General features: G+C 70.9%; 17 protein-coding genes and 1 pseudogene. 5 read left to right on the top strand and 13 right to left on the bottom strand.

The features are described 5' to 3' along the window. Positions 1–26 precede the first annotated feature (26 nt). A complete protein-coding gene (locus tag ACIQTP_RS19515; RefSeq protein WP_403401288.1) occupies positions 27–611 on the bottom strand; it encodes a hypothetical protein in 585 nt (194 codons plus the stop codon). A gap of 79 nt (positions 612–690) precedes the next feature. After that, complete coding sequence (gene htpX, locus ACIQTP_RS19510; RefSeq protein ID WP_402037567.1) at positions 691–1,614, bottom strand: zinc metalloprotease HtpX; 924 nt, start codon at positions 1,612–1,614, stop codon at positions 691–693. Between the two features lie 361 nt (positions 1,615–1,975). Between htpX and ACIQTP_RS19505 the strand changes: the two genes are divergently transcribed. Next, the gene (locus ACIQTP_RS19505) at positions 1,976–2,299 is read left to right on the top strand and encodes a hypothetical protein (RefSeq protein ID WP_402037171.1); all 324 of its coding nucleotides are present in this window, start codon (positions 1,976–1,978) and stop codon (positions 2,297–2,299) included. A gap of 80 nt (positions 2,300–2,379) precedes the next feature. Here the strand turns inward: ACIQTP_RS19505 and glnA are convergent, their stop codons facing one another. Further along, positions 2,380–3,789 carry a type I glutamate--ammonia ligase gene (glnA, locus tag ACIQTP_RS19500; protein WP_099923052.1) on the bottom strand — a complete coding sequence of 470 codons (1,410 nt, stop codon included), beginning with the start codon at positions 3,787–3,789 and terminating at the stop codon, positions 2,380–2,382. Positions 3,790–3,988: 199 nt separating this feature from the next. Here glnA and ACIQTP_RS19495 point away from each other — a divergent pair, with 199 nt between their 5' ends. After that, positions 3,989–4,459 carry an RDD family protein gene (locus tag ACIQTP_RS19495; RefSeq protein ID WP_403401285.1) on the top strand — a complete coding sequence of 157 codons (471 nt, stop codon included), beginning with the start codon at positions 3,989–3,991 and terminating at the stop codon, positions 4,457–4,459. Between the two features lie 95 nt (positions 4,460–4,554). Here the strand turns inward: ACIQTP_RS19495 and ACIQTP_RS19490 are convergent, their stop codons facing one another. The 4 genes from ACIQTP_RS19490 to lipB form a co-directional block, all read right to left on the bottom strand. Further along, positions 4,555–5,256, bottom strand: coding sequence for a DUF4191 domain-containing protein (locus tag ACIQTP_RS19490; protein WP_403401283.1), 702 nt, complete (start codon positions 5,254–5,256; stop codon positions 4,555–4,557). 88 nt (positions 5,257–5,344) lie between these two features. Further along, complete coding sequence (locus ACIQTP_RS19485; RefSeq protein WP_054229278.1) at positions 5,345–5,542, bottom strand: hypothetical protein; 198 nt, start codon at positions 5,540–5,542, stop codon at positions 5,345–5,347. A gap of 316 nt (positions 5,543–5,858) precedes the next feature. After that, positions 5,859–6,824 carry a lipoyl synthase gene (lipA, locus tag ACIQTP_RS19480; RefSeq protein WP_054229279.1) on the bottom strand — a complete coding sequence of 322 codons (966 nt, stop codon included), beginning with the start codon at positions 6,822–6,824 and terminating at the stop codon, positions 5,859–5,861. 266 nt (positions 6,825–7,090) lie between these two features. After that, positions 7,091–7,888, bottom strand: a complete 798-nt coding sequence (gene lipB / locus ACIQTP_RS19475) for a lipoyl(octanoyl) transferase LipB (protein ID WP_403401281.1) — start codon at positions 7,886–7,888, stop codon at positions 7,091–7,093. 302 nt (positions 7,889–8,190) lie between these two features. On the opposite strand from lipB, the gene ACIQTP_RS19470 reads away from it, so the two are divergent. Next, positions 8,191–9,630, top strand: a complete 1,440-nt coding sequence (locus tag ACIQTP_RS19470) for a regulator (protein WP_403401279.1) — start codon at positions 8,191–8,193, stop codon at positions 9,628–9,630. Position 9,631: 1 nt separating this feature from the next. Here the strand turns inward: ACIQTP_RS19470 and ACIQTP_RS19465 are convergent. Both ACIQTP_RS19465 and ACIQTP_RS19460 read right to left on the bottom strand, forming a co-directional pair. Then, positions 9,632–10,993 (bottom strand): annotated as a pseudogene (locus ACIQTP_RS19465) (NAD(P)/FAD-dependent oxidoreductase); the annotation flags it as partial. Between the two features lie 326 nt (positions 10,994–11,319). Beyond that, positions 11,320–12,246 (bottom strand): TIGR01777 family oxidoreductase, encoded by a 927-nt coding sequence (locus ACIQTP_RS19460; RefSeq protein WP_403401277.1) that lies wholly within the window; start codon positions 12,244–12,246, stop codon positions 11,320–11,322. A 71-nt stretch (positions 12,247–12,317) separates the two neighbouring features. Here ACIQTP_RS19460 and ACIQTP_RS19455 point away from each other — a divergent pair, with 71 nt between their 5' ends. Continuing rightward, positions 12,318–12,806 carry a GNAT family N-acetyltransferase gene (locus ACIQTP_RS19455; protein ID WP_403401275.1) on the top strand — a complete coding sequence of 163 codons (489 nt, stop codon included), beginning with the start codon at positions 12,318–12,320 and terminating at the stop codon, positions 12,804–12,806. Here the strand turns inward: ACIQTP_RS19455 and ACIQTP_RS19450 are convergent, their stop codons facing one another. Further along, positions 12,807–13,991, bottom strand: a complete 1,185-nt coding sequence (locus tag ACIQTP_RS19450; RefSeq protein ID WP_403401273.1) for a MarP family serine protease — start codon at positions 13,989–13,991, stop codon at positions 12,807–12,809. Positions 13,992–14,295: 304 nt separating this feature from the next. Between ACIQTP_RS19450 and ACIQTP_RS19445 the strand changes: the two genes are divergently transcribed. Beyond that, positions 14,296–15,012 (top strand): peptidoglycan recognition protein, encoded by a 717-nt coding sequence (locus ACIQTP_RS19445; protein WP_403401575.1) that lies wholly within the window; start codon positions 14,296–14,298, stop codon positions 15,010–15,012. 676 nt (positions 15,013–15,688) lie between these two features. Here ACIQTP_RS19445 and ACIQTP_RS19440 read toward each other — a convergent pair. The 3 genes from ACIQTP_RS19440 to aceE all read right to left on the bottom strand — a co-directional run bounded on the left by ACIQTP_RS19440 (position 15,689) and on the right by aceE (position 20,159). After that, positions 15,689–16,207 carry a DUF4240 domain-containing protein gene (locus tag ACIQTP_RS19440; RefSeq protein WP_402037570.1) on the bottom strand — a complete coding sequence of 173 codons (519 nt, stop codon included), beginning with the start codon at positions 16,205–16,207 and terminating at the stop codon, positions 15,689–15,691. 121 nt (positions 16,208–16,328) lie between these two features. Further along, positions 16,329–17,315, bottom strand: a complete 987-nt coding sequence (locus ACIQTP_RS19435; RefSeq protein WP_403401271.1) for a helix-turn-helix transcriptional regulator — start codon at positions 17,313–17,315, stop codon at positions 16,329–16,331. A 132-nt stretch (positions 17,316–17,447) separates the two neighbouring features. Continuing rightward, entirely contained in the window at positions 17,448–20,159 is a 2,712-nt protein-coding gene (gene aceE / locus ACIQTP_RS19430; RefSeq protein WP_403401269.1) for a pyruvate dehydrogenase (acetyl-transferring), homodimeric type, read from the bottom strand. Positions 20,160–20,306: the final 147 nt, after the last annotated feature.

Raw genomic sequence — 20,306 nt, 5'->3', positions numbered from 1 at the left:
CTCCACGTACCGACGGCCCGGCCAGGTCACAGACCCGGGGCGCCCCAGATCGGGAACCAGCGGCTGAGGTCATGCTCGATCCGCAGATCGTCCGCGAGCGCGGCCTTGACCTGCAGTTCCAGCGCGTTGTCGCGTCGTTGGGACTGGCCGGCCAGCGGTGCGAAGGGATAGAAGGTGCCGCGCTTGTAGAGATAGACGAGCCCGAGCCGTCGCTGCCCGGTGTCCTGGAAGCCGGCCACGGAACAGAGCAGTTGCGGTCCGAAGCCGCTGCCCTCCAGCGCGCTGTTGACCGCGTGCAGATCACTGACCAGCGCGGGCAGATCGTCGGGTTCCCGCCGCGAGACCAGCCACGAGTACCCGTATTCGTCCCGGCTGACCTCCACCGGGGGACCCGTGCGTTCGGCGTCCGCGTCGAGCAGTTCCTGCACCTCCTGGTGAGCCTGGGCGAAGGCCCCGCCCTCGACGCTCGCGAAACACACCGCGCCCGTCCCGGTCGGGGTGAACCCGGCGGCGGCCTGCAGGGTGACGGCCGCCGACGGGAGCCCGAAGAGCTGGTCGAGATCGGGCGCGACGGCCTTGGTGCGCCCGAGCAGGATGTCCAGGAACCCCATGCAGTCGGCTGCCTTTCCGGAAGGGACGAAGGACCATGGCCCAGGATGGGCAGGACGGGACAGGAAGCGGCAGGAAGAGTCAGGTGGTGCTCTCCGGAGTCGCCGCCTCACCCAGCTCCGCCGAGATCCTGCCCAGTTGTTCGAGCCGTTGCTCCAGGCTGGGGTGGGTCGAGAAGAGCTTCGCGATCCCCGGTTCGGCACCGAAGGCCGGCGTGAAGTAGAACGCGTTGAACGCCTGCGCCGTCCGCAGGTCCTTGGTCGGGATCCGCGCGATGTCCCCGGAGACCTTCGTCAGCGCGGACGCCAGCGCCGAGGGCCGGCCGGTGAGCAGGGCGGCGGACCGGTCGGCGGCCAGCTCGCGGTACCGGGACAGGGCCCGGATGAGCAGGAAGCTGATCGCGTACACGGCCGCGGAGACGGCCATCACCGCCATGAAGATCGCCACGGTGTTCTGGTCCTTGCGGCCACGCCCGCCGAAGAGCTGCGAGTAGAAGGCGAACCGCACGATCAGCCCGGCGATCACCCCGAGGAACGAGGCCACGGTGATCACGGCGACATCCTTGTGCGCCACGTGCGACAGCTCGTGCGCGAGGACACCCTCCAGCTCGTCGGGCTCCAGCCGCCGCAGCAGCCCGGTGGTCACGCAGAGGACCGCGTGATCGGCGTTCCGCCCGGTCGCGAACGCGTTCGGCATGTCGATGTCCGACACGGCGACCAGCGGCTTCGGCATGTCGGCGACGGCACACAGCCGGTCGACGACCCCGTGCAGCTGCGGATACTCCTCACGCTCCACGATCCGGCCGTGCATCGCGTAGAGCGCGATCCGGTCGGAGAACCAGTACTGCGCGCCGAGCAGCAGGGCCGCGACGACCACGACCAGCACCCAGGACTTCAGCAGCACGATCAACGCGGCGACGAAGGCCACGTACAGCAATCCGAGCAGGAACAGCGTGACCGTCATGCGTACGGTCAACCGCGGATCGCTCCGAAACCGGCTCTGCATCTGCATCACCCCCGCAGTAAGGCACTCGTCCCGCTGTCCAGTGTGCACCTGCGGATGCCCATGAAGCGGTTCCGAACAGCCCTAGGAGGTGCAAAGGCAGCCTGTGGGATTTCCGTGCGAGATCTGGGGAATTCCGCCCAAGATGCTGAGTGGTCGATCGCCGACTAGCCTTTATTCGCGACCAGCTCTTCATGAAAAGAGCCGCGGTCGGAGTACGCCCGCCGCACACGTCGGCGGTTTGAACGTACTCCCCGTACTCGGGCGAGCACCGCGCCGGACCGTCTCCGCCGCGGTCACGGCCATCTGCCATCCGTCTCGTGCCTCCGAAAGACCGCACGAGGGGTGCAAGGAGGATTCATCCATGAAGGCACAACGTGCGAGGCGCTTCTTCGCGGTATCCGCCATCGGCGTTCTGATGGCCGGCGGCGCCGCGATCGGCGCAGCAGGTACGGCCTCGGCAGCTGCCCCGGCCCATTCCCCGACCCAAGTCACCACCTATGGCTGTTCCAACTGGGGCGGCCGTGGCTTCGGGGGCAACTGTGGCTTCGGCTTCAACAACGGCTTCAACAGCGGCTTCAACCGTTTCGGCTTCAACAACGGTTTCGGCTTCAACAACGGCTTCGGCTTCAACAACGGCTTCAGCAACGGCTTCGGTGGTGGAGTCGTAGTCGTCGTGGTGCCCTGACGGACCACGGCCGAGGGCCGCCACCTGTACGCACAGGGGGCGGCCCTCAGTTTTTCAGGCGTCTTTCGGCGTCGTGATCTTTAGACGTCGTAGTACAGCTCGAACTCGTGCGGGTGCGGACGCAGCTGCAGCGGCGCGATCTCGTTCGTGCGCTTGTAGTCGATCCACGTCTCGATCAGGTCGGACGTGAAGACGTCGCCCGCGAGCAGGAACTCGTGGTCGGCCTCGAGACGGTCGAGGACGGCCGGGAGCGAGGTCGGGACCTGCGCGACACCCGCGTGCTCCTCGGGGGCCAGCTCGTAGAGGTCCTTGTCGATCGGCTCGGCCGGCTCGACCTTGTTCTTGATGCCGTCGAGGCCCGCGAGCAGCAGCGCCGAGAAGGCCAGGTACGGGTTGCCGGAGGAGTCGGGCGCACGGAACTCGACGCGCTTGGCCTTCGGGTTCGAACCGGTGATCGGGATACGCATGGCCGCGGAGCGGTTGCGCTGCGAGTACACCAGGTTGACCGGGGCCTCGAAGCCGGGGACCAGACGGTGGTACGAGTTCACCGTCGGGTTCGTGAAGGCGAGGAGCGACGGGGCGTGCTTGAGGATGCCGCCGATGTAGTAGCGGGCGGTGTCCGAGAGGCCCGCGTAGCCCGCCTCGTCGTAGAACAGCGGGTCGCCGTTGGCCCACAGCGACTGGTGGACGTGCATGCCCGAGCCGTTGTCACCGAAGATCGGCTTCGGCATGAAGGTCGCGGTCTTGCCGTTGCGCCAGGCGACGTTCTTCACGATGTACTTGAAGAGCTGGAGGTCGTCGGCCGCGGCGAGCAGCGTGTTGAACTTGTAGTTGATCTCGGCCTGGCCGGCGGTGCCCACCTCGTGGTGCTGGCGCTCGACCTGGAGGCCGGACTTCGCCAGCTCCAGGGAGATCTCGGCACGCAGGTCGGCGAAGTGGTCGACCGGCGGGGTCGGGAAGTAGCCGCCCTTGTAGCGGACCTTGTAACCACGGTTGTCCTCGAGGGCACCGGTGTTCCAGGCGCCGGCCTCGGAGTCGATGTGGTAGAAGGCCTCGTTCGACTTGGTGTCGAAGCGCACGCTGTCGAAGACGTAGAACTCGGCCTCGGGGCCGAAGTACGCGGTGTCGGCGATGCCGGTCGACGCGAGGTAGGCCTCGGCCTTCTTCGCCACGTTGCGCGGGTCGCGGGAGTACTGCTCGCCCGTGATCGGGTCGTGGATGAAGAAGTTGATGTTGACCGTCTTGTCGCGGCGGAAGGGGTCGACGCGCGCGGTGGAGAGGTCGGCGCGGAGCGCCATGTCGGACTCGTGGATGGCCTGGAAACCGCGGATCGAGGAACCGTCGAACGCGAGCTCCTCGGCCGGGTCGAAGGCCTCGGCCGGAATCGTGAAGTGCTGCATCACGCCCGGCAGGTCGCAGAAGCGGACGTCGACGAACTTGACGTCCTCGTCCGCGATGAACTTCTTGGCCTCGTCGGCGTTCTGGAACATCCAGCTCCTCCTACTCCCGCCCACAGTGGACCGGGGTGGTAGTTCGTTCGTGCGGCCAGTGCGGTGGCACACGCTGGAGCCGACCATAGGGATGGGGGATTTCTCCAGCGTGACCCATTTGTTTCGCCCAAGTTAACCGACCTGGGGCAGCCGGGCCCCTCCTGTCCGCATGCCAAAACGGGCGCAGTACCGTGGACGGGTGGACAACAGGCAAGCAATCGGATCGTGGCTCTCCGGACCCCGCGCGGCCCTGGAGGACGCCGGTGCCGACCTCGGATACCGGGGCGAACAGCTGGGTCTGCCGGAACAGGGTCCCGGCTCCATCGCCCGCCCCGGCCGCAGGCTGGGCGCCCTCGCCATCGACTGGGCCCTGTGCCTGTTGATCGCATACGGACTGCTCACCCACGGCTACAAGCCGGGGGCGACGGGCAACTGGGCCCTGCTCGTCTTCTTCGTCCTGGGCGTCCTGACCGTCGGCACGGTCGGCTTCACCCCGGGCAAGCGCCTCCTGGGCCTGCGGATCGTCCCCGAGGGCGGCGGCCGTCTCGGCCCGCTGCGCGCCCTGCTGCGCACCGCCCTGCTGTGCGTGGCCATCCCCGCCCTGATCTGGGACCGCGACGGCCGCGGCCTGCACGACCGCATGGCCCGCACGATCGAGGTCCGGGTCTAGGGCACCTGGCAACCAGGTACCAGGCCGTACGACGATGGGGGCGCCCGGAGTGATCCGGGCGCCCCCATCGTCGTAACTCTGCTCAGAGGAGTGTGTCAGCGGGCCTTCGGTCCGCCGCGCGGCATCCGCATGCCCTTGGGCATCGGACCCTTCGGAAGGGGCATGTTGCTCATCAGGTCGCCCATCGCGCGCAACCGGTCGTTGGTCGCGGTGACCTGGGGACCGGTCAGGACGCGCGGCAGCTTCAGCATCGTCGTGCGGAGCTTCTTGAGCTCCACCTGACCCTCGCCGGAGCCCACGAGCACGTCGTGCACGGGCACATCGGCGACGATCCGCGCCATCTTCCTCTTCTCGGCCGCCAGCAGGCTCTTCACCCGGTTCGGGTTGCCCTCGGCCACCAGCACGATGCCGGCCTTGCCGACCGCGCGGTGCACCACGTCCTGGCTGCGGTTCATCGCCACCGCCGGAGTCGTGGTCCAGCCCCGGCCGATGTTGTCCAGCACGGCCGCTGCCGCGCCGGGCTGGCCCTCCATCTGTCCGAACGCGGCTCGCTCGGCCCTGCGCCCGAAGACGATCGCCGTCGCGAGGAAGGCGAGCAGAAGGCCGAGAATGCCCAGATAGTACGGGTGGTCGATCAAGAGGCCGATCGCGAGGAAGACACCGAAGGTGACGATTCCGACTGCCGCGAGTACAAGACCGATCTTGGAGTCGGCCTTGCGAGTCATCTTGTAGGTCAGAGCGATCTGCTTGAGTCGCCCGGGGTTCGCAGCGTCCGCTGCAGTTTCCTTCCTCGCCATGCCACGAAGTCTACGTGGCCCGACAAGCGCCGACGACGGCAGTGCCCGGGCGGGCGGCGGCAGTGCCCGCACGGGGGTCCGGCGACGGCTACGAACGCGTCGCCACGGACTCCAGCACGCGCTGCGCCTCGACCCGGTCCTTGGCGCGGCGGCGGTCCTCCAGGACGGAGGTCCAGGCGTTGCGGCGGGCGGTGCGCTGACCGCTGCTCATGAGCAGCGACTCGACGGCACGGAGTGCATCGGTGAACGACGGGATGGCGGTGGCGCGTACGGGCGCGGCCTGCATGATGGAGGTCCCCCCTCGGGATGACGGCTCTGGACGGGGCGGTACGTGGCGTAAGACCAGGGTCACTGATTGGTGTTACCAGGGCGTGACCGACCGGTCAAACACCAATGAAGCCTTGATGCGGCGGGCCTCCAGCCAGACGCCGTCCTGACGCCTGTCCCCATCTGCGTGGACGGTCGGCAGCGCGGTGAATTGGCCACATTGTGAGGGGAGTTGCTTGTGCGCCGATTCACACGCGAGCGGTGGCACTCAGTGCCACCGCTCGCGTTGTAGGGCGTTTCATATTGTGTCGCCCGCACTGCTCCGTACGGGTGTTTCAGACCGCCTGCGAGGCGACGTAGGCTCCGCGCTTCTCGATGGCCATCTGGTACAGCCGGCCGGCGCGGTACGAGGAGCGCACCAGCGGGCCCGACATGACACCGGAGAAGCCGATCTGCTCGGCCTCCTCCTTCAGCTCCACGAACTCGTGCGGCTTGACCCAGCGCTCCACGGGGTGGTGGCGCACGGAGGGACGCAGGTACTGCGTGATGGTCACCAGCTCGCAGCCCGCCTCGTGCAGCTGCGTGAGGGCCTCGCTGACCTCCTCGCGGGTCTCGCCCATGCCGAGGATGAGGTTCGACTTCGTGACCAGACCGTAGTCGCGCGCCTCGGTGATGACCTTCAGCGAGCGCTCGTAGCGGAAGCCGGGGCGGATGCGCTTGAAGATCCGGGGGACCGTCTCGACGTTGTGCGCGAAGACCTCCGGGCGGGACGAGAAGACCTCGGCGAGCTGGGCGGGCTCGGCGTTGAAGTCGGGGGCGAGGAGTTCGACCTTGGTGCGGCCGGCCTCGCGCTCCGCCGTCTGCCGGTGGATCTGGCGGACCGTCTCGGCGTACAGCCACGCCCCGCCGTCCTCGAGGTCGTCGCGGGCGACGCCGGTGATGGTGGCGTAGTTCAGGTCCATCGTGACCACGGACTCGCCCACGCGACGGGGCTCGTCGCGGTCGAGTGCCTCCGGCTTGCCCGTGTCGATCTGGCAGAAGTCGCAGCGCCGGGTGCACTGGTCGCCGCCGATCAGGAACGTGGCCTCGCGGTCTTCCCAGCACTCGTAGATGTTGGGGCAGCCCGCCTCCTGGCAGACCGTGTGCAGGCCCTCACTCTTCACGAGGTTCTGCATCTTCGTGTACTCGGGGCCCATTTTCGCCCGGGTCTTGATCCACTCGGGCTTGCGCTCGATGGGGGTCTGGGCGTTCCGGACCTCAAGGCGCAGCATTTTGCGTCCGTCGGGTGCGACTGCGGACACATCGGCTCCCTGTAGCTTCGATTCTTCGGCGTACACCAGGGTACGCCCGTACGGTTCTCGGCCCCCGCGGTGGGCAACCTTGCGGACCGGGGGTGCATTCCCGGGGCTTCATCGCCCCCGCCGCCCCTACCCGTCCCATCCATGGGGGCTGCCGCCCCCAGACCCCCGCATCGGCCTGAACGGCCTCGTCCTCACACGCCGGACAGGCTGAAACGAGGGCGAGCCGAGGCTTCAGGGGCGCGGGGAACGCCCGCAGGCGGCATCCGTCAGGCCGAGGCCCGTTCGACCTCGCGGGGGCGCAGGTCGGCGTTCTCCAGGACGTCGCGGAGGTGCTTCTCGGCGACCGGCAGGACCTCGGCGATGGTGACCTCGCGTCCCAGCTCGTACGCCAGGGACGTCACCCCCGCGTCCCGGATCCCGCACGGGATGATCTTGTCGAAGGAGGATGTGTCCGGATTCACGTTCAGGGCGAAGCCGTGCATCGTGACGCCCTTGGCGACCCGGATCCCCATGGCGCAGATCTTCCGGTCCTCGCGCCGCTGCCCGGCGTTGGAGGGCGCGTACTCGGGCCCGTTCAGACGGGGGTCGAACTCCTCGTCCGTCAGCCGCGGGTCGAAGTCGAGGGAGAGCCCGCCGAGGGAGGGGCGCGAGGCGACGGGGTCGCCCAGGACCCAGACGCCCGCCCGGCCCTCCACCCGGCTGGTCTCGACTCCGAACTCGGCGCAGACCCGGATCATGGCCTCTTCGAGCCGCCGCAGGTGCGCCACCACGTCCACCGGGCGCGGCAGCTTCTGGATCGGGTAGCCCACGAGCTGCCCGGGCCCGTGCCAGGTGATCTTGCCGCCGCGGTCCACGTCGACCACGGGCGTGCCGTCGAGGGGCCGTTCGCTGTCCGCCGTACGCCGGCCCGCCGTGTAGACCGGCGGGTGCTCCAGGAGCAGACAGGTGTCGGGGACCTCGTCCAGGAAACGGGCGGCATGCACGCGGCGCTGCTCGTCCCAGGCCTCTTGGTACTCCACGGCCTCGGCACCGAATCCCATGCGGACGAACCGCAACTCACTCACGGCAAGCGCCTCCCTAGAAGCCTCAGAACCTTCAGAACCTGTGGTGTGGCAACCGGCGGGCCCGTTGTGCGGCAGGCGAAAGAACCTTTCGTCAGGTACGTAACGCGCCCACGCCACTGTACGTCCGGGCCGCTCGCGTCAGCTCAGCGGCCAATCCTCACACGATCGGATGAATGTATGTCGAAGCCTGCGATCAGGCGCTTACTCTCCGCTACATTCGCGCCGTCCACGAGGCCATAAGGGCTGCTCACAGGCAATCCGGGCACCCAGTGATGCCCGGAAGGCAGGAGACCGCACCGCAGATGACGGAACGACCCGCGCAGCGCACTCCCAATCGCCAGCTCGCCGCGCTCATCGCAGAAGCGGGGTTCTCCAACGCAGGTCTCGCCCGCCGCGTTGACCAGCTCGGCCTCGAACACGGACTTGACCTGAGATATGACAAGACATCGGTGACGCGGTGGCTGCGCGGGCAGCAGCCCCGTGGCACCACACCCGCCCTCATCGCCGAGGTGTTCACACGGCGCCTCGGCCGCCGCCTCACCGCGCAGGACCTCGGGCTCGACGCCTGCGCGCCCGTCTACGCGGGCCTCGAGTTCGCCGCGACCCCGGAGGAGGCCGTCGACATCGTCAGCGGGCTGTGGCGCAAGGACTCCGGCAGCCACGCCGAGCTCCGCAAGATCGCGTTCACCCCGGCGGGACTCGTCGTCCCCAGCCGCGACTGGCTGATCGGACGGGCCGACGACCGGGTGAGCCGCGGCGACCCGGCCGCCGCACGCATCCCCGCCCAGGGGCGCCCCGCGGTCCCCCGCCAGCGCAGCCAGACCGAACGCGGCCCCGGCCAGAAGGTCACGGGCGGGGACATCGCCGCCCTGCGCTCGGTGGGCGAACTGTTCCGCGCCCTCGACCACGCCTACGGCGGCGGCCACGCCCGCCAGGCCCTGGTCCGCTACCTGGAGCACGAGGCCGAGCCCATGCTGCGCGGCGCGTACGGCGAGCAGACCGGGCGGCGCCTGTTCGCGGCCGCCGCCGACCTGACCCGCCTCGCCGGCTGGACCTCGTACGACATCGCCGCGCACGGGCTCGCGCAGCGCTACTTCGTGCAGGCGCTGCGGCTGTCGCAGGCGGCCGGTGACCGGGCGTACGGCGCGTACGTCCTGGTCACCATGAGCCGGCAGGCGGTCTACCTCGGCCACGGGCGCGAGGCCGTGCAGCTCGCCCGGGTCGCGCAGCAGGGCGTCGGTTCGTCCGTACCGCCCGTCGTCCAGGCGCTGCTGCACTCCGTGGAGGCGCGCGGGCACGGCGTACTCGGGGAGGTGCGGGCCTGCACGGCGTCGCTGGTGCGCGCCGAGCGGGCCCTCGAATCCGCCCGGCCGGGGGACGAGGCCCCGCTCTGGGCGCGGTTCTTCGACGAGGCGCAGCTCGCCGACGAGTTCGGGCACTGCCACCGTGATCTGCAGCAGTACCGGGCCGCGGCGCAGCACGCCGAGCGCTCGCTGCAGTTGCGGGCGCCCGGCTTCGCGCGCAGCCGGCTGTTCTGCCGGGTGGTGCTCGCCTCGGCACGGCTCGGGCTCGGGGAGCTCGACCAGGCCTGCCTGCTGGGCGCCGAGGCCGCGGGGCAGGCGGCGGAGATGCGGTCGGTCCGGGCCGTCGAGTACGTACGGGACTTCGAGCGGCGGCTCGAACCGTACCGGGACGCGGCACCCGTACGGGGCTACCGGGATCGGGTGGCGGCCCTGGGCTGACTCAGGCCGCCGTTTCCACCGGATGCTCCTCCGTCGTGGCCGGACGGGCGCCCAGGTCCGTCATGAGGGCGTGGGCGGCCCGGCGGCCCGAATGCAGGGCGCCCTGGACCGTCCCGGTGTCCCGGTGGTCCCCGCAGACGTACAGGCCCGCCAGGAGGCGTACAGGGCGGCGCAGGTCGTGCGGCGGGGGCATCGCGGGGACCGCGTCACGGGTGTGGTGGACCGCGAGGAGTTCCCAGCGCGTCGTCGACGTGCCGTAGAGGCGGGCCAGTTGGGCGCGGACCGCGGTGTCCAGGTGGGCGGCGGCCGGGGGAGTGCCCAGCACCGTCGAGGAGACGAGCGCCCGGCCGGCGGGGGCGCGGGACGGGTCGACCTGGCTGATGACCGCCGTCTGTGCCACCGGGCCGCTGCGGTCGGCGTCCAGCAGCAGGGACGGGTCGGTCAACGGGGGCTCGTCCGTGGTGTGGTGCAGGACCGTCACCGGATGGAAGGCCGGGACGCGCAGACCGGGCAGCAGCCGGGCCGCGGCGCGGGCTCCGGTCGCCAGCAGGATGGCCCGGCAGGTGAGTTCGCCGTGGTCCTTCGTCGTCACGGTGGTCGTGGAGACCGCGGTGACCTCGACGCCGGTGTGGACGGTGCCCGGGGGCAGGGAGGCCGCGAGGAGCTCCGGCAGGGTGTCCGCGCCGCCCTCCGGCAGACACAGCCGGCCCGACGCGAACGCATGCAGGGCCAGGTCGGCGGCGCGGCTGGAGGTGGCGAGGGCCGGGTCGCACAGGAGTGCGGCGAGCAGGGGGCGCAGAAAGCCGTCGACCGTACGGGGCGGCAGACCACGGGTGGTCAGCGCCTGCGCGGTGGGGAGGTCCGGGCGGGTGAGCAGGCGTTCGGGTGGTGTGACGGCGAGGCGGGCGAGGGCGGTGGCCAGGCGGGTCTGGTCGAGGTGGCCGCCGAGAGGGCCGGGGCGGGAGGCCTGGCTCCGGGGGAGACGGGGGGCGCTTGCGAGGGCGCGCGCGGCGGTGAGTGCGCCCCTTGCGCTCCGGGGGATGGTGGGGGCGGCGGCGCGGTGGTGGCGGCCGTCGCTGTGCAGCAGCACGCCCGGCGAGAACGGGCGCAGGGCCAGGGCGTTCAGGCCCGGGGTGCGGTGCAGTTCGGGGTACGAGGTGGACAGGAGCCGGCCGATCCGGTCGAGCCGGAAGCCGTCCACCTTCTCCGTCGCCATGCGGCCGCCCACGGTGGGGGCGGCCTCCAGAACCTTCGTCGTGAGGCCCGCCCTGGTCAGGTGCTGGGCGGCCGCGAGTCCCGCGGCTCCGGCCCCGACGATGACGACGTCCACGTCCGCCTTGCTTACGGGCTCTAGCACGTACCCCTCCTCGAGGTTGCGCGGCCGGTGGGAACGTCATGCCCCCAACGGGCCCTGGGGATACCCGAGTTCGGCTCGAGGGTAGGTGCGTCGGGGGCCGCGGACAGTCGCGCGTCGGGCGTGCACGGTCGCATGGGGGTGCACGGTCTCTTCGGCTGCGGGCGCGTGGGGGCCTGGCGCGCCGTTCCCCGCGCCCCTGACGGGGCGCCGGCGCGCGTCTTCCAGCCCGTCCGGCGTTTGAGGACGAGGCCGTTCAGGCCGAGCGGGGGTCTGAGGGCGGAGCCCCCACGTGGGGATGGGACGGGTAGGGGCGGCGGGGGCGAAAACCGTTGTCAGTGCAGCGCCGCTCGCAACGCCCCCTCGATCGACGGGAAGGCGAAGGTGAAGCCGGAGGACAGCAGACGGGTGGGGTGGACGCGCTGGCTGCCCAGGATGTCGCCGGACATGTCGCCGAGGGCGAGGCGCAGGAGGGGAGCCGGGGTGGGGAAGACGGTGGGCCGGTGCAGGACGCGCCCCATCGCCTCGGTGATCTCCCGGTTGGTGAGCGGCGTCGGCGCGGTGAGGTTCACCGGCCCGGACAGCGACGACGTGTCGATGAGATGCCGGATCGCGGCCACCTCGTCATGGAGGGAGATGTAGCTCCAGTACTGGCGGCCGTCCCCCATCCGCCCCCCGAGCCCCGCCCTGAAGAGCGGAAACAGCTTCCCCCACGCCCCGCCCTCACGGGCCACCACCAGCCCCGTACGGGCGAAGACGGTACGGACGCCCGCCTCCTGGGCCGGCGCCGCCGCCCCCTCCCAGGCCACGCACACGGAGGGAAGGAACCCCTCCCCGGGCGGCGCCGACTCGTCCACCACCCGGTCGCCCGTCTCGCCGTAGAACCCGATCGCACTCCCGTTGACGAACACCCCCGGCCGCTCGTCGAGAGAGGCCACCGCCGCGGCCAGCGTCGCCGTCCCCCGCACCCGGCTGTCCAGGATCTGCCGCTTGTACGCCTCCGTCCACCGCCGCGAGGCGACCCCCGCCCCCGCGAGATTGACCACCGCCGCGCACCCGGCGAGCCCCGCGGCGTCCATCCGCCGCCCGTCCGGATCCCACCGCACCTCGTCCTTCCCGCGGGGCGCACGCCGTACGAGGCGGACCACCTCGTGTCCGTCCGCGGTCAGGGAGCGCGTCAGCGCCGAACCGATCAGGCCGGACGCGCCGGCGATCGCGATACGGGACCTACGGGAATCCGCAGCGAGCGGTGAGTCGTTCATGCGCCCATCCTGCCGCGCGCGCCGGAAAAGCGCGGGACGGGACTCCACTGCCCCGCCGTAAAGTGACCTTCATGCCGGTACCGCACATACGCATCGCCACCCTCGACGACGAGGACGCGCTCGGCCGTCTCGACCGCGCCACCTGGTCCACCCTGCACGCCGTCCAGCCGCGCCCCCAGCCGCCGTACGAACCCTTCTACAACGAGCGGTTCGGCCCCTGGGACCACCACGTCGCCGAACTCGACGGCGTCCTCGTCGGCTACATCCGGCTGGGCTATCCCACGCCCCTCGCCTGCAACTCCCACGTCCGGCAGATCCAGGGACTCGCCATCGCGGAGGAGGCGCGGCGCGCCGGAGTCGGGCGGGCGCTGCTGCGGGCGGTGCTGGACGAGGCGCGACGGCAGGGCGCCCGGCGGATCACGCTGCGCGTCCTCGGGCACAACGCCCCGGCACGGAAGCTGTACGAGTCCGAGGGCTTCGCGGTGGAGGGCGTCCTGCCCGAGGAGTTCCTGCTCGACGGCGAGTACGTCGACGACGTGTTCATGGGCCGCTCTCTGTGATCACGAGGTGATCAGGTCGCCCGTGTCCACCGGTGTCGTCGCGGCCGCCGCGCGCCGGGCGTCGCCCGCGACCTCGTCGGCCGTCAGGACGTAACCCGTCTCGTCGTCCGAGGTCGAGCGGGCGAACACGACGCCGTACACCCTGCCGTCGGTGGTGAGGAGCGGGCCGCCGGAGTTGCCGGGGCGGACGGTGGAGCGGATCGAGTAGATCTCCCGGGTGACCATGCTCGAGTTGTAGATGTTCTGGCCCCGCGCGTTGATCCTGTTGGCGACCGTGGCCGCCTGGAGATCCAGCCCGCCGTCCTGCGGATAGCCCGCGACGACCGCCGAGTCGCCGCGCTTGGCGTTGTCGTCGAAGCGCAGGAGGGGGACCCTGAGGTCCGGGACGTACAGGACCGCGACGTCCTTGCGCGGGTCGAAGAACACCACCCGCGCCGGGTACACGCGGCCCACACCGCCCACCCGCACGGTCGGGTTGTCGATGCCCGCCACCACGTGGGCGTTGGTCATCACGTGCTGCGCCGCGTACGCGAACCCGCTGCCCTCCCGGCCCTGGTTGCCCGCGGCGCCCTCGATCTTCACCGTGCTGAGCTTGGCGGCGCTCGTCGCGGCCGCGGTGACGCTGTCGCCGGAGGGCTTGGCGACACCCGCCGTCGGCTCGTTCTCGAACGGGTTGAAGACCTGCGGGAAACCCGCCTCCGTCAGCGCCGAGGTGGCCCGCGAGAACCAGGTGGGCGTGGTGTCCGGCATCGCCGTCTGTACGGCGCCCAGCAGCGCGGAGTTGCGGATCGACTGGGTGATGAGGGTGGACGAGGAGGCTCCCAGGACGCTCGCGGCGACCCAGGCCACCAGCAGCACCGCCACCGTGTTCGCCGCCGCCCCGCCGACCCCGTCGGCCACCCGCAGCGGCCCCTGGTCCAGCTCGCGGCGCAGCTTCAGCGCCAGCCGGCCCGCCAGCTCGTGGCCCACCACGGCGGGTACCAGCACCGTCAGCACGGCGGTCACCGTCGCCGCCGACGTCCCCGCCGTCACCAGGTCCATCATCCACGGCAGCACCCATACGCCGATGACGGCACCGCCCACGAAACCGGCCAGCGAGACACAGCCGGCGACCAGCCCGCGCCGGTAGCCGGACGCCGCGTAGGCAAGGATCACCAGCAACAGCAGGATGTCGAGCAGGTCCACGGAGCCGCCTTTCTCTTGGGCCCCTTAGTACGCGTGGGGCAGGCCCAGTGATCAGGCACGCGCGCGTGGAGCCCGGAAACGGCCACGTGTGCGTGGACCTGTAAAAACGTCCCGGACCAGGACGATGGTTCCACCAGGTGGCACAGCACACATCGCGGAGTGATCGGAACCGGGTCAGGGTGGCTCCATGCGTGTCTTCCGAAAGGCGCGGGGGGCATGGACGCGGCTCACGCGGAGGGTGTGGACGCGGCGTGCCGCCGTCGTGCTCGGGTGCGTGCCCGGTCTGCTCGCCGTGCTCGCGCTGATGGTGTGTGTGGCGGGGGTCGATCGGAGGGCCGACCGGACGGCCGACCGGACGGTCGTCGAGCGCGAGCGGCCGGTGGCCGCGCCGCTGCCCGCGGGGCCGCATCGCGCGGCGCGGCCCGTCATCGTGCCGCGGTCGCGGTGGCTGGACGCCGGGAGCAGGCACGCGCAGCCGCCCGCCCGCTACGACGACCACGTCGTCGCGGTCTTCGTGCACCACACCGACTCGCCGAACGCGTACAAGTGCGCCGACGTGCCCCGCATCATCCGCTCCCTCTACGCCGGTCAGACCGGTGTCCGGCGGTGGGACGACATCGGGTACAACTTCCTCGTCGACCGCTGCGGCACGATCTACGAGGGGCGGGCGGGTGGGGTCGACCGGGCCGTCACCGGTGCGCATACGCAGGGGTTCAACCACGGCACCGCGGGGATCGCGGCCATTGGTACGTTCGGGGCGGGGACGCCGGTGCCGCGGGTGATGACCGAGGCGATCGCCGCGTTGGCGGCGTGGAAGCTGGGGTTGTCCGACGTGGATCCCCGTGCCACGGTGCGGCTCGTGTCCAGCAACGACCTCAGCCGTTACACCGCCGGTACGAGTGCGGTTCTGCCTACGCTGGCCGGCCATGACGCGGGCTTCATGACCAACTGTCCCGGCGCCGCGCTGACGTCCCAACTTCCCCGCATCCGATCCCGGGCCGCCCACCTCCAGGGCCGCTGACCGCGGCCGTCCCCACGCCCTCCGAACGGGGCTCCGCCCCGCCCCCCGTCCGTCCCAAGCCGTTCGGCTGACGGGCCGGCGGGGGCCGCTCGCGCAGTTCCCCGCGCCCCTGGGGCGGGGCTTCGCCCCGCATCCCGTGCCTGTCTGATTTGTTTGGCTGGCGGGCTGGTGGGGGTTGCTCGCGCAGTTCCCCGCGCCCTGGGGCGGGGCTTCGCCCCGCGTTTTCAGCCTGTCCGGCGTTTGAGGACGAGGGCGTTCAGGCCGAAGCGGGGGGGCTGGGGGCGGCAGCCCCCAGGGATGGGACGGGTAGGGGCGGCGGGGGCGAGAGACGTGTTCACAGACAACCCACAGTCGAGTCAACGGTGTCTCAGATCGCCGCTCTCTAGTGTCCTTCTCGTAACAGCCGACTGGAGGTGGGGAAGATGAGCAGCAGGCGTACCGAGAAGGCGGGCAAGGCGAACAAGGCGGCCGGCGCGGGGGGTTGGAACACCGCTTTGCGGACCCCGTGGACCGTGGCCTGCGCTGTGGTGACGGTCCTCGTGGGACCCGCCGCGGCCACCGCCTCGGCACTGGACCGAGCCAACGCCGCACCCCCGTACCACGCCCATGAGAATCACGGGAGTCACGAGAATCACGAGGTACATGTGCCGTACGCCATCCCGTACGCCACGTTGCCTCAGCCCCTGAAACGCTCCCACAGCTTGGGATAGCGCTCGGCCAGCACGGACTCGTTCTCGAAGTCGAGCGGCGTCCCCTCCGGCTCGGGCGACGCCGGCGGAATGCCCAGATCGGGCGCGACGACCCCGGTCAGCTGCTCGTACGCCTCGTCCGCGGCGTACCCGAGCTCCTCACCGTCCCCGTCGAGATCCTCGTCGAAGTCGTCCAGGAGGTCCGCGAGCGCGTCGGGATCATGCATCGCGCCCTCGAAGACCTCCCGGCCCTGGCCGATCAGCCAGCACCGGAAGAAGTCGAACGCGTCGTCGCTCACCCCGTCGAGCAGGACCCACGCCGCGCCCCACAGATCCCAGCGGTAGGCGCGGTTGTAGCGGGCCTCGAAGTGACGGGCGAAGTCGAGCACGGCGTCCGGGTCCCGCTGGACGAGCCGCTCGACGAGCAGGTCGGCGTGGTCCTCGGGGTCGCCCTCGACGGCCTCGCGGGTCGTGTCCACCAGCTCCCAGAACTCCGTCTCGTCCATCACGGGTCAAGCATCGGGCCTGAACGGGAGTGACGCACGCGGAGTGCCGCAGATTGTTATGCGTGCACATGCCGACGGTAAAACCGCCAGCTACAAGGCGTTTTCCCGAGGCGCTCCCCCGTCACCGGTACAGCGCCGCCAGCCGCACCGCATCCTCCGCGAACCGGTCCCGCAGCGCCGCGGGGGAGAGCACCTCCACCTCGGGACCGAGCCCCGTCAGTTGCCCATGCGCGACCTCCTCGGACTCGACGGGGAGGACGACCGTCACCCAGCCCCGCCCGTCAGGGTCACCGCACCCGCCCAGCGCCTCTCTCGCGGACGCGGGGTCGACGACGTACGGAAGTCTCCGCACGCCCTCGGGAGACAGCCGTACGACGGCCTCCGCCCGCAGGATGGACCGTGCGAACTGCTCGGCCCGCTCTGCCCAGAACCCGGGCAGGTCGAACCCGTCCTCCCGGATGAAGCACTCCGTGGCCGGCTTCACCTCCGTGAAGCGGTCGATCCGGTAGACCCGGAAGGGGCCGGATCCGGCCGACCCGGGCTCCGGCACCCGCGCGCACAGGTACCAGACGCCCGCCTTCAGCACGAGCCCGTACGGTTCGAGCACCCGCTCCACCTCGGCCGTCCCGCGCCGGTACCCCGCGGTGATCCGACGGTCGTCCCAGACCGCCTCCGCGACGGCGGGCAGCAGCTCGGGCGTCTCGGGCTCGTCGAACCACGCGGGCGCGTCCAGATGGAACCGCTGTCCCGCCGCCCGCGAGGCGTCCCGCAGGGAGGGGAGGAGGGCGGCGGACACCTTCAGGCGCGCGGCGGAGGCGGCGTCCTCCAGTCCCATGTCCCGCAGGGCCCCCGGCACCCCGCTCAGGAACAGCGCCTCCGCCTCCGTCCGGGCCAGGCCCGTCAGCCGGGTGCGGTAGCCGCCGATCAGGCGGTAGCCCCCGGCTCTGCCCCGGTCCGCGTACACCGGAACCCCCGCCTCCGACAGCGCCTGCGCGTCCCGCGTGATCGTCCGCTCGGACACCTCGAGCTCCCGCGCCAGCTCGGCGGCGGTCATCGACGGCCGCGACTGGAGCAGCAGCACCATCTTGATCAGGCGGGCAGCACGCATACGGCCATGATGCCGGGCCCCACTGACAGCGAAGGGGCGCGGCCGGAGCGCCGAGGAGCGCGCGGGAACGCCGAGGGGCGCGGCGGCCGTAGCCACCGCGCCCCTCATGAAACACCTGAAACAGGCGGACCGTCAGAGTCCGTAGCGCTCCCGCGCTTCCTTCACCGCGGACGCCTTGACCTCGCCCCGCCGTGCCAGCTGCGCCAGCGCCGCGACGACGATCGACTGCGCGTCGACGCCGAAGTGGCGACGGGCCGCCTCACGGGTGTCGGAGAGGCCGAAGCCGTCGGCACCGAGCGAGGAGTAGTCCTGCTCGACCCACTGCGCGATCTGGTCCGGGACCTGGCGCATGTAGTCGGAGACCGCGAGCACCGGGCCCTCGGCGCCGTGCAGCGACTGGCGGACGAACGGCACCCGCTCCTCGCCGCGCAACAGGGCCGCGTCGGCCTCCAGCGCGTCGCGCCGCAGCTCCGTCCAGGAGGTCGCGGACCACACGTCGGCGGCCACGCCCCACTCCTCGGCGAGCAGCTTCTGCGCCTGGAGGGTCCAGTGGATCGCCGTGCCGGAGCCCAGCAGCTGGATGCGCGGGGCGTTGGCGACCGGGGACAGGCCCGCCGACTCGGCCGTGTTGAAGCGGTACAGGCCCTTGACGATGCCCTCGTCGATACCGAGGCCGCCCGGCTTGGCGGGCTGCGGCATCGGCTCGTTGTAGACCGTCAGGTAGTAGAAGACGTTCGAGTCCTCGCCCGGGGCCGCCTCGCCGTACATCCGGCGCAGACCGTCCTTGACGATCGTCGCGATCTCGTACGCGAACGCCGGGTCGTAGGACAGGGCGGCCGGGTTGGTCGCCGCGATGACCGGGGAGTGGCCGTCGGCGTGCTGGAGGCCCTCGCCCGTCAGCGTCGTACGGCCGGCCGTGGCGCCGACGAGGAAGCCGCGGCCGAGCTGGTCGCCGAGCTGCCACATCTGGTCGGCCGTGCGCTGCCAGCCGAACATCGAGTAGAAGATGTAGAAGGGGATCATCGCCTCGCCGTGCGTGGCGTACGCGGTGGACGCGGCGATGAAGTCCGCCATGGAGCCGGCCTCGGTGATCCCCTCGTTGAGGATCTGGCCGTCCTTGGCCTCCTTGTAGTACATCAGCTGGTCGCGGTCGACCGGCTCGTACGTCTGGCCCTTGGGCGAGTAGATGCCGAGGGAGGGGAAGAGGCTCTCCATGCCGAAGGTGCGCGCCTCGTCGGGGACGATCGGCACCCAGCGCTTCCCGGTCTCCTTGTCGCGGACCAGGTCCTTGACCAGGCGGACGAAGGCCATCGTGGTCGCCACGTTCTGCGAGCCGGAGCCCTTGTCGAAGGACGCGAACGCCTTGTCGGCGGGGGCGGGCAGCGGGGCGAGCGCGTGCGTACGGCGGGCCGGGGCCGGGCCGCCGAGGGCCGCGCGGCGCTCCTGGAGGTAACGGACCTCGGGGGAGTCGGCGCCCGGGTGGCCGTAGGGAACCTGGCCGTCGACGAACTGGCTGTCGGAGATGGGCAGCTCGAGCAGGTCACGCATCTGCTTGAACTCGTCCGTCGACAGCTTCTTCATCTGGTGGTTGGCGTTCTTGGACGCGAAGCCCTCACCGAGCGTGAAGCCCTTGACCGTCTGGGCCAGGATCACCGTCGGCGCGCCCTTGTGGGCGAGGGCGGCGCGGTAGGCCGCGTACACCTTGCGGGACTCGTGGCCGCCGCGGGAAAGGTGGAAGCACTCGGTGATCTTGTCGTCGCTCAGCAGCTTCGCCATCTCGACGAGCGCCGGGTCGGCGCCGAAGAAGTCCTGGCGGATGTAGGCGGCGTCGCGGGTCTGGTACGTCTGCACCTGCGCGTCGGGTACCTCGCGCAGGCGGCGTACGAGCGCGCCCGTGGTGTCGAGCTGGAACAGCTCGTCCCAGGCCGAGCCCCACAGCGACTTCACGACGTTCCAGCCGGCGCCGCGGAACTGGGCCTCCAGCTCCTGCACGATCTTGAAGTTGGCGCGGACCGGGCCGTCGAGGCGCTGCAGGTTGCAGTTGATGACGAAGGTCAGGTTGTCCAGGCCCTCGCGGGAGGCGAGTGCGAGTGCCGCGGTCGACTCGGGCTCGTCCATCTCGCCGTCGCCGAGGAACGCCCACACGTGGGACTGCGAGACGTCCTTGATGCCGCGGCTGGTCAGATAGCGGTTGAAGCGCGCCTGGTAGATCGCCGACAGCGGGCCGAGGCCCATGGAGACGGTCGGGAACTCCCAGAGCCAGGGCAGGCGCCGCGGGTGCGGGTACGACGGGAGGCCGTTGCCGGCCGCCTCCTGGCGGAAGTTGTCGAGGTGCTGCTCGGTGAGCCGGCCGTCGAGGAAGGCGCGGGCGTAGATGCCGGGGGAGGCGTGGCCCTGGATGTACAGCTGGTCGCCGGAGCCGGGAGCCTCCTGGGACTCCTTGCCCTTGAAGAAGTGGTTGAAGCCGGTCTCGTAGAGCCAGGCCGCGGAGGCGAAGGTGGCGATGTGGCCGCCGACGCCGTGTTTCGCGCCCCGGGTCACCATCGCGGCCGCGTTCCAGCGGTTCCAGGCGGTGATCCGGGCCTCCATCGCCTCGTCGCCGTCCACGACGGGCTCGGCGGCGGTGGGGATGGTGTTGACGTAGTCGGTCTCAAGCAGCTTGGGCAGCGCGAGACCGTTGCCCTCGGCGCGCTCCAGCGTGCGGCGCATCAGGTACGCGGCACGGTGCGGCCCGGCCGCCTGGGTGACGGCGTCCAGGGAGGCCTGCCATTCGGCGGTCTCCTCGGGGTCGCGGTCCGGGAGCTGGTCGAGCTCGCTCGGCTGGATTGCGGTGGGGTCGGTCATTGCGCCGCCTTCCGGATGCGGAGGGGGGTTCCCTCATCGGCAAGGGGTTTTCGGGGGTGCCCTCATGTCTTTGGCAGGACAGGGCGGCGGGCTCTGGTGGGAGCCCAGCGCTGACTGTAACTCCCTGATCGATGATCGATCAAAGGG

It is taken from the genome of Streptomyces sp. NPDC090798, assembly GCF_044768965.1.
GTDB lineage: Bacteria > Actinomycetota > Actinomycetes > Streptomycetales > Streptomycetaceae > Streptomyces.
Note: the sequence above shows the minus strand (reverse complement) of the source record. Positions and strands in the feature narration are given on the sequence as shown.

What these genes read in the sequence shown, in the direction of transcription:
- ACIQTP_RS19515 (WP_403401288.1), bottom strand. Translation starts at nt 611, where the DNA reads ATGGGGTTCCTGGACATCCTGCTCGGGCGCACCAAGGCCGTCGCGCCC.
- htpX (WP_402037567.1), bottom strand. Translation starts at nt 1,614, where the DNA reads ATGCAGAGCCGGTTTCGGAGCGATCCGCGGTTGACCGTACGCATGACG.
- ACIQTP_RS19505 (WP_402037171.1), top strand. Translation starts at nt 1,976, where the DNA reads ATGAAGGCACAACGTGCGAGGCGCTTCTTCGCGGTATCCGCCATCGGC.
- glnA (WP_099923052.1), bottom strand. Translation starts at nt 3,789, where the DNA reads ATGTTCCAGAACGCCGACGAGGCCAAGAAGTTCATCGCGGACGAGGAC.
- ACIQTP_RS19490 (WP_403401283.1), bottom strand. Translation starts at nt 5,256, where the DNA reads ATGGCGAGGAAGGAAACTGCAGCGGACGCTGCGAACCCCGGGCGACTC.
- ACIQTP_RS19485 (WP_054229278.1), bottom strand. Translation starts at nt 5,542, where the DNA reads ATGCAGGCCGCGCCCGTACGCGCCACCGCCATCCCGTCGTTCACCGAT.
- ACIQTP_RS19470 (WP_403401279.1), top strand. Translation starts at nt 8,191, where the DNA reads ATGACGGAACGACCCGCGCAGCGCACTCCCAATCGCCAGCTCGCCGCG.
- ACIQTP_RS19460 (WP_403401277.1), bottom strand. Translation starts at nt 12,246, where the DNA reads ATGAACGACTCACCGCTCGCTGCGGATTCCCGTAGGTCCCGTATCGCG.
- ACIQTP_RS19455 (WP_403401275.1), top strand. Translation starts at nt 12,318, where the DNA reads ATGCCGGTACCGCACATACGCATCGCCACCCTCGACGACGAGGACGCG.
- ACIQTP_RS19445 (WP_403401575.1), top strand. Translation starts at nt 14,296, where the DNA reads ATGGTGTGTGTGGCGGGGGTCGATCGGAGGGCCGACCGGACGGCCGAC.
- ACIQTP_RS19440 (WP_402037570.1), bottom strand. Translation starts at nt 16,207, where the DNA reads ATGGACGAGACGGAGTTCTGGGAGCTGGTGGACACGACCCGCGAGGCC.
- ACIQTP_RS19435 (WP_403401271.1), bottom strand. Translation starts at nt 17,315, where the DNA reads ATGCGTGCTGCCCGCCTGATCAAGATGGTGCTGCTGCTCCAGTCGCGG.
- aceE (WP_403401269.1), bottom strand. Translation starts at nt 20,159, where the DNA reads ATGACCGACCCCACCGCAATCCAGCCGAGCGAGCTCGACCAGCTCCCG.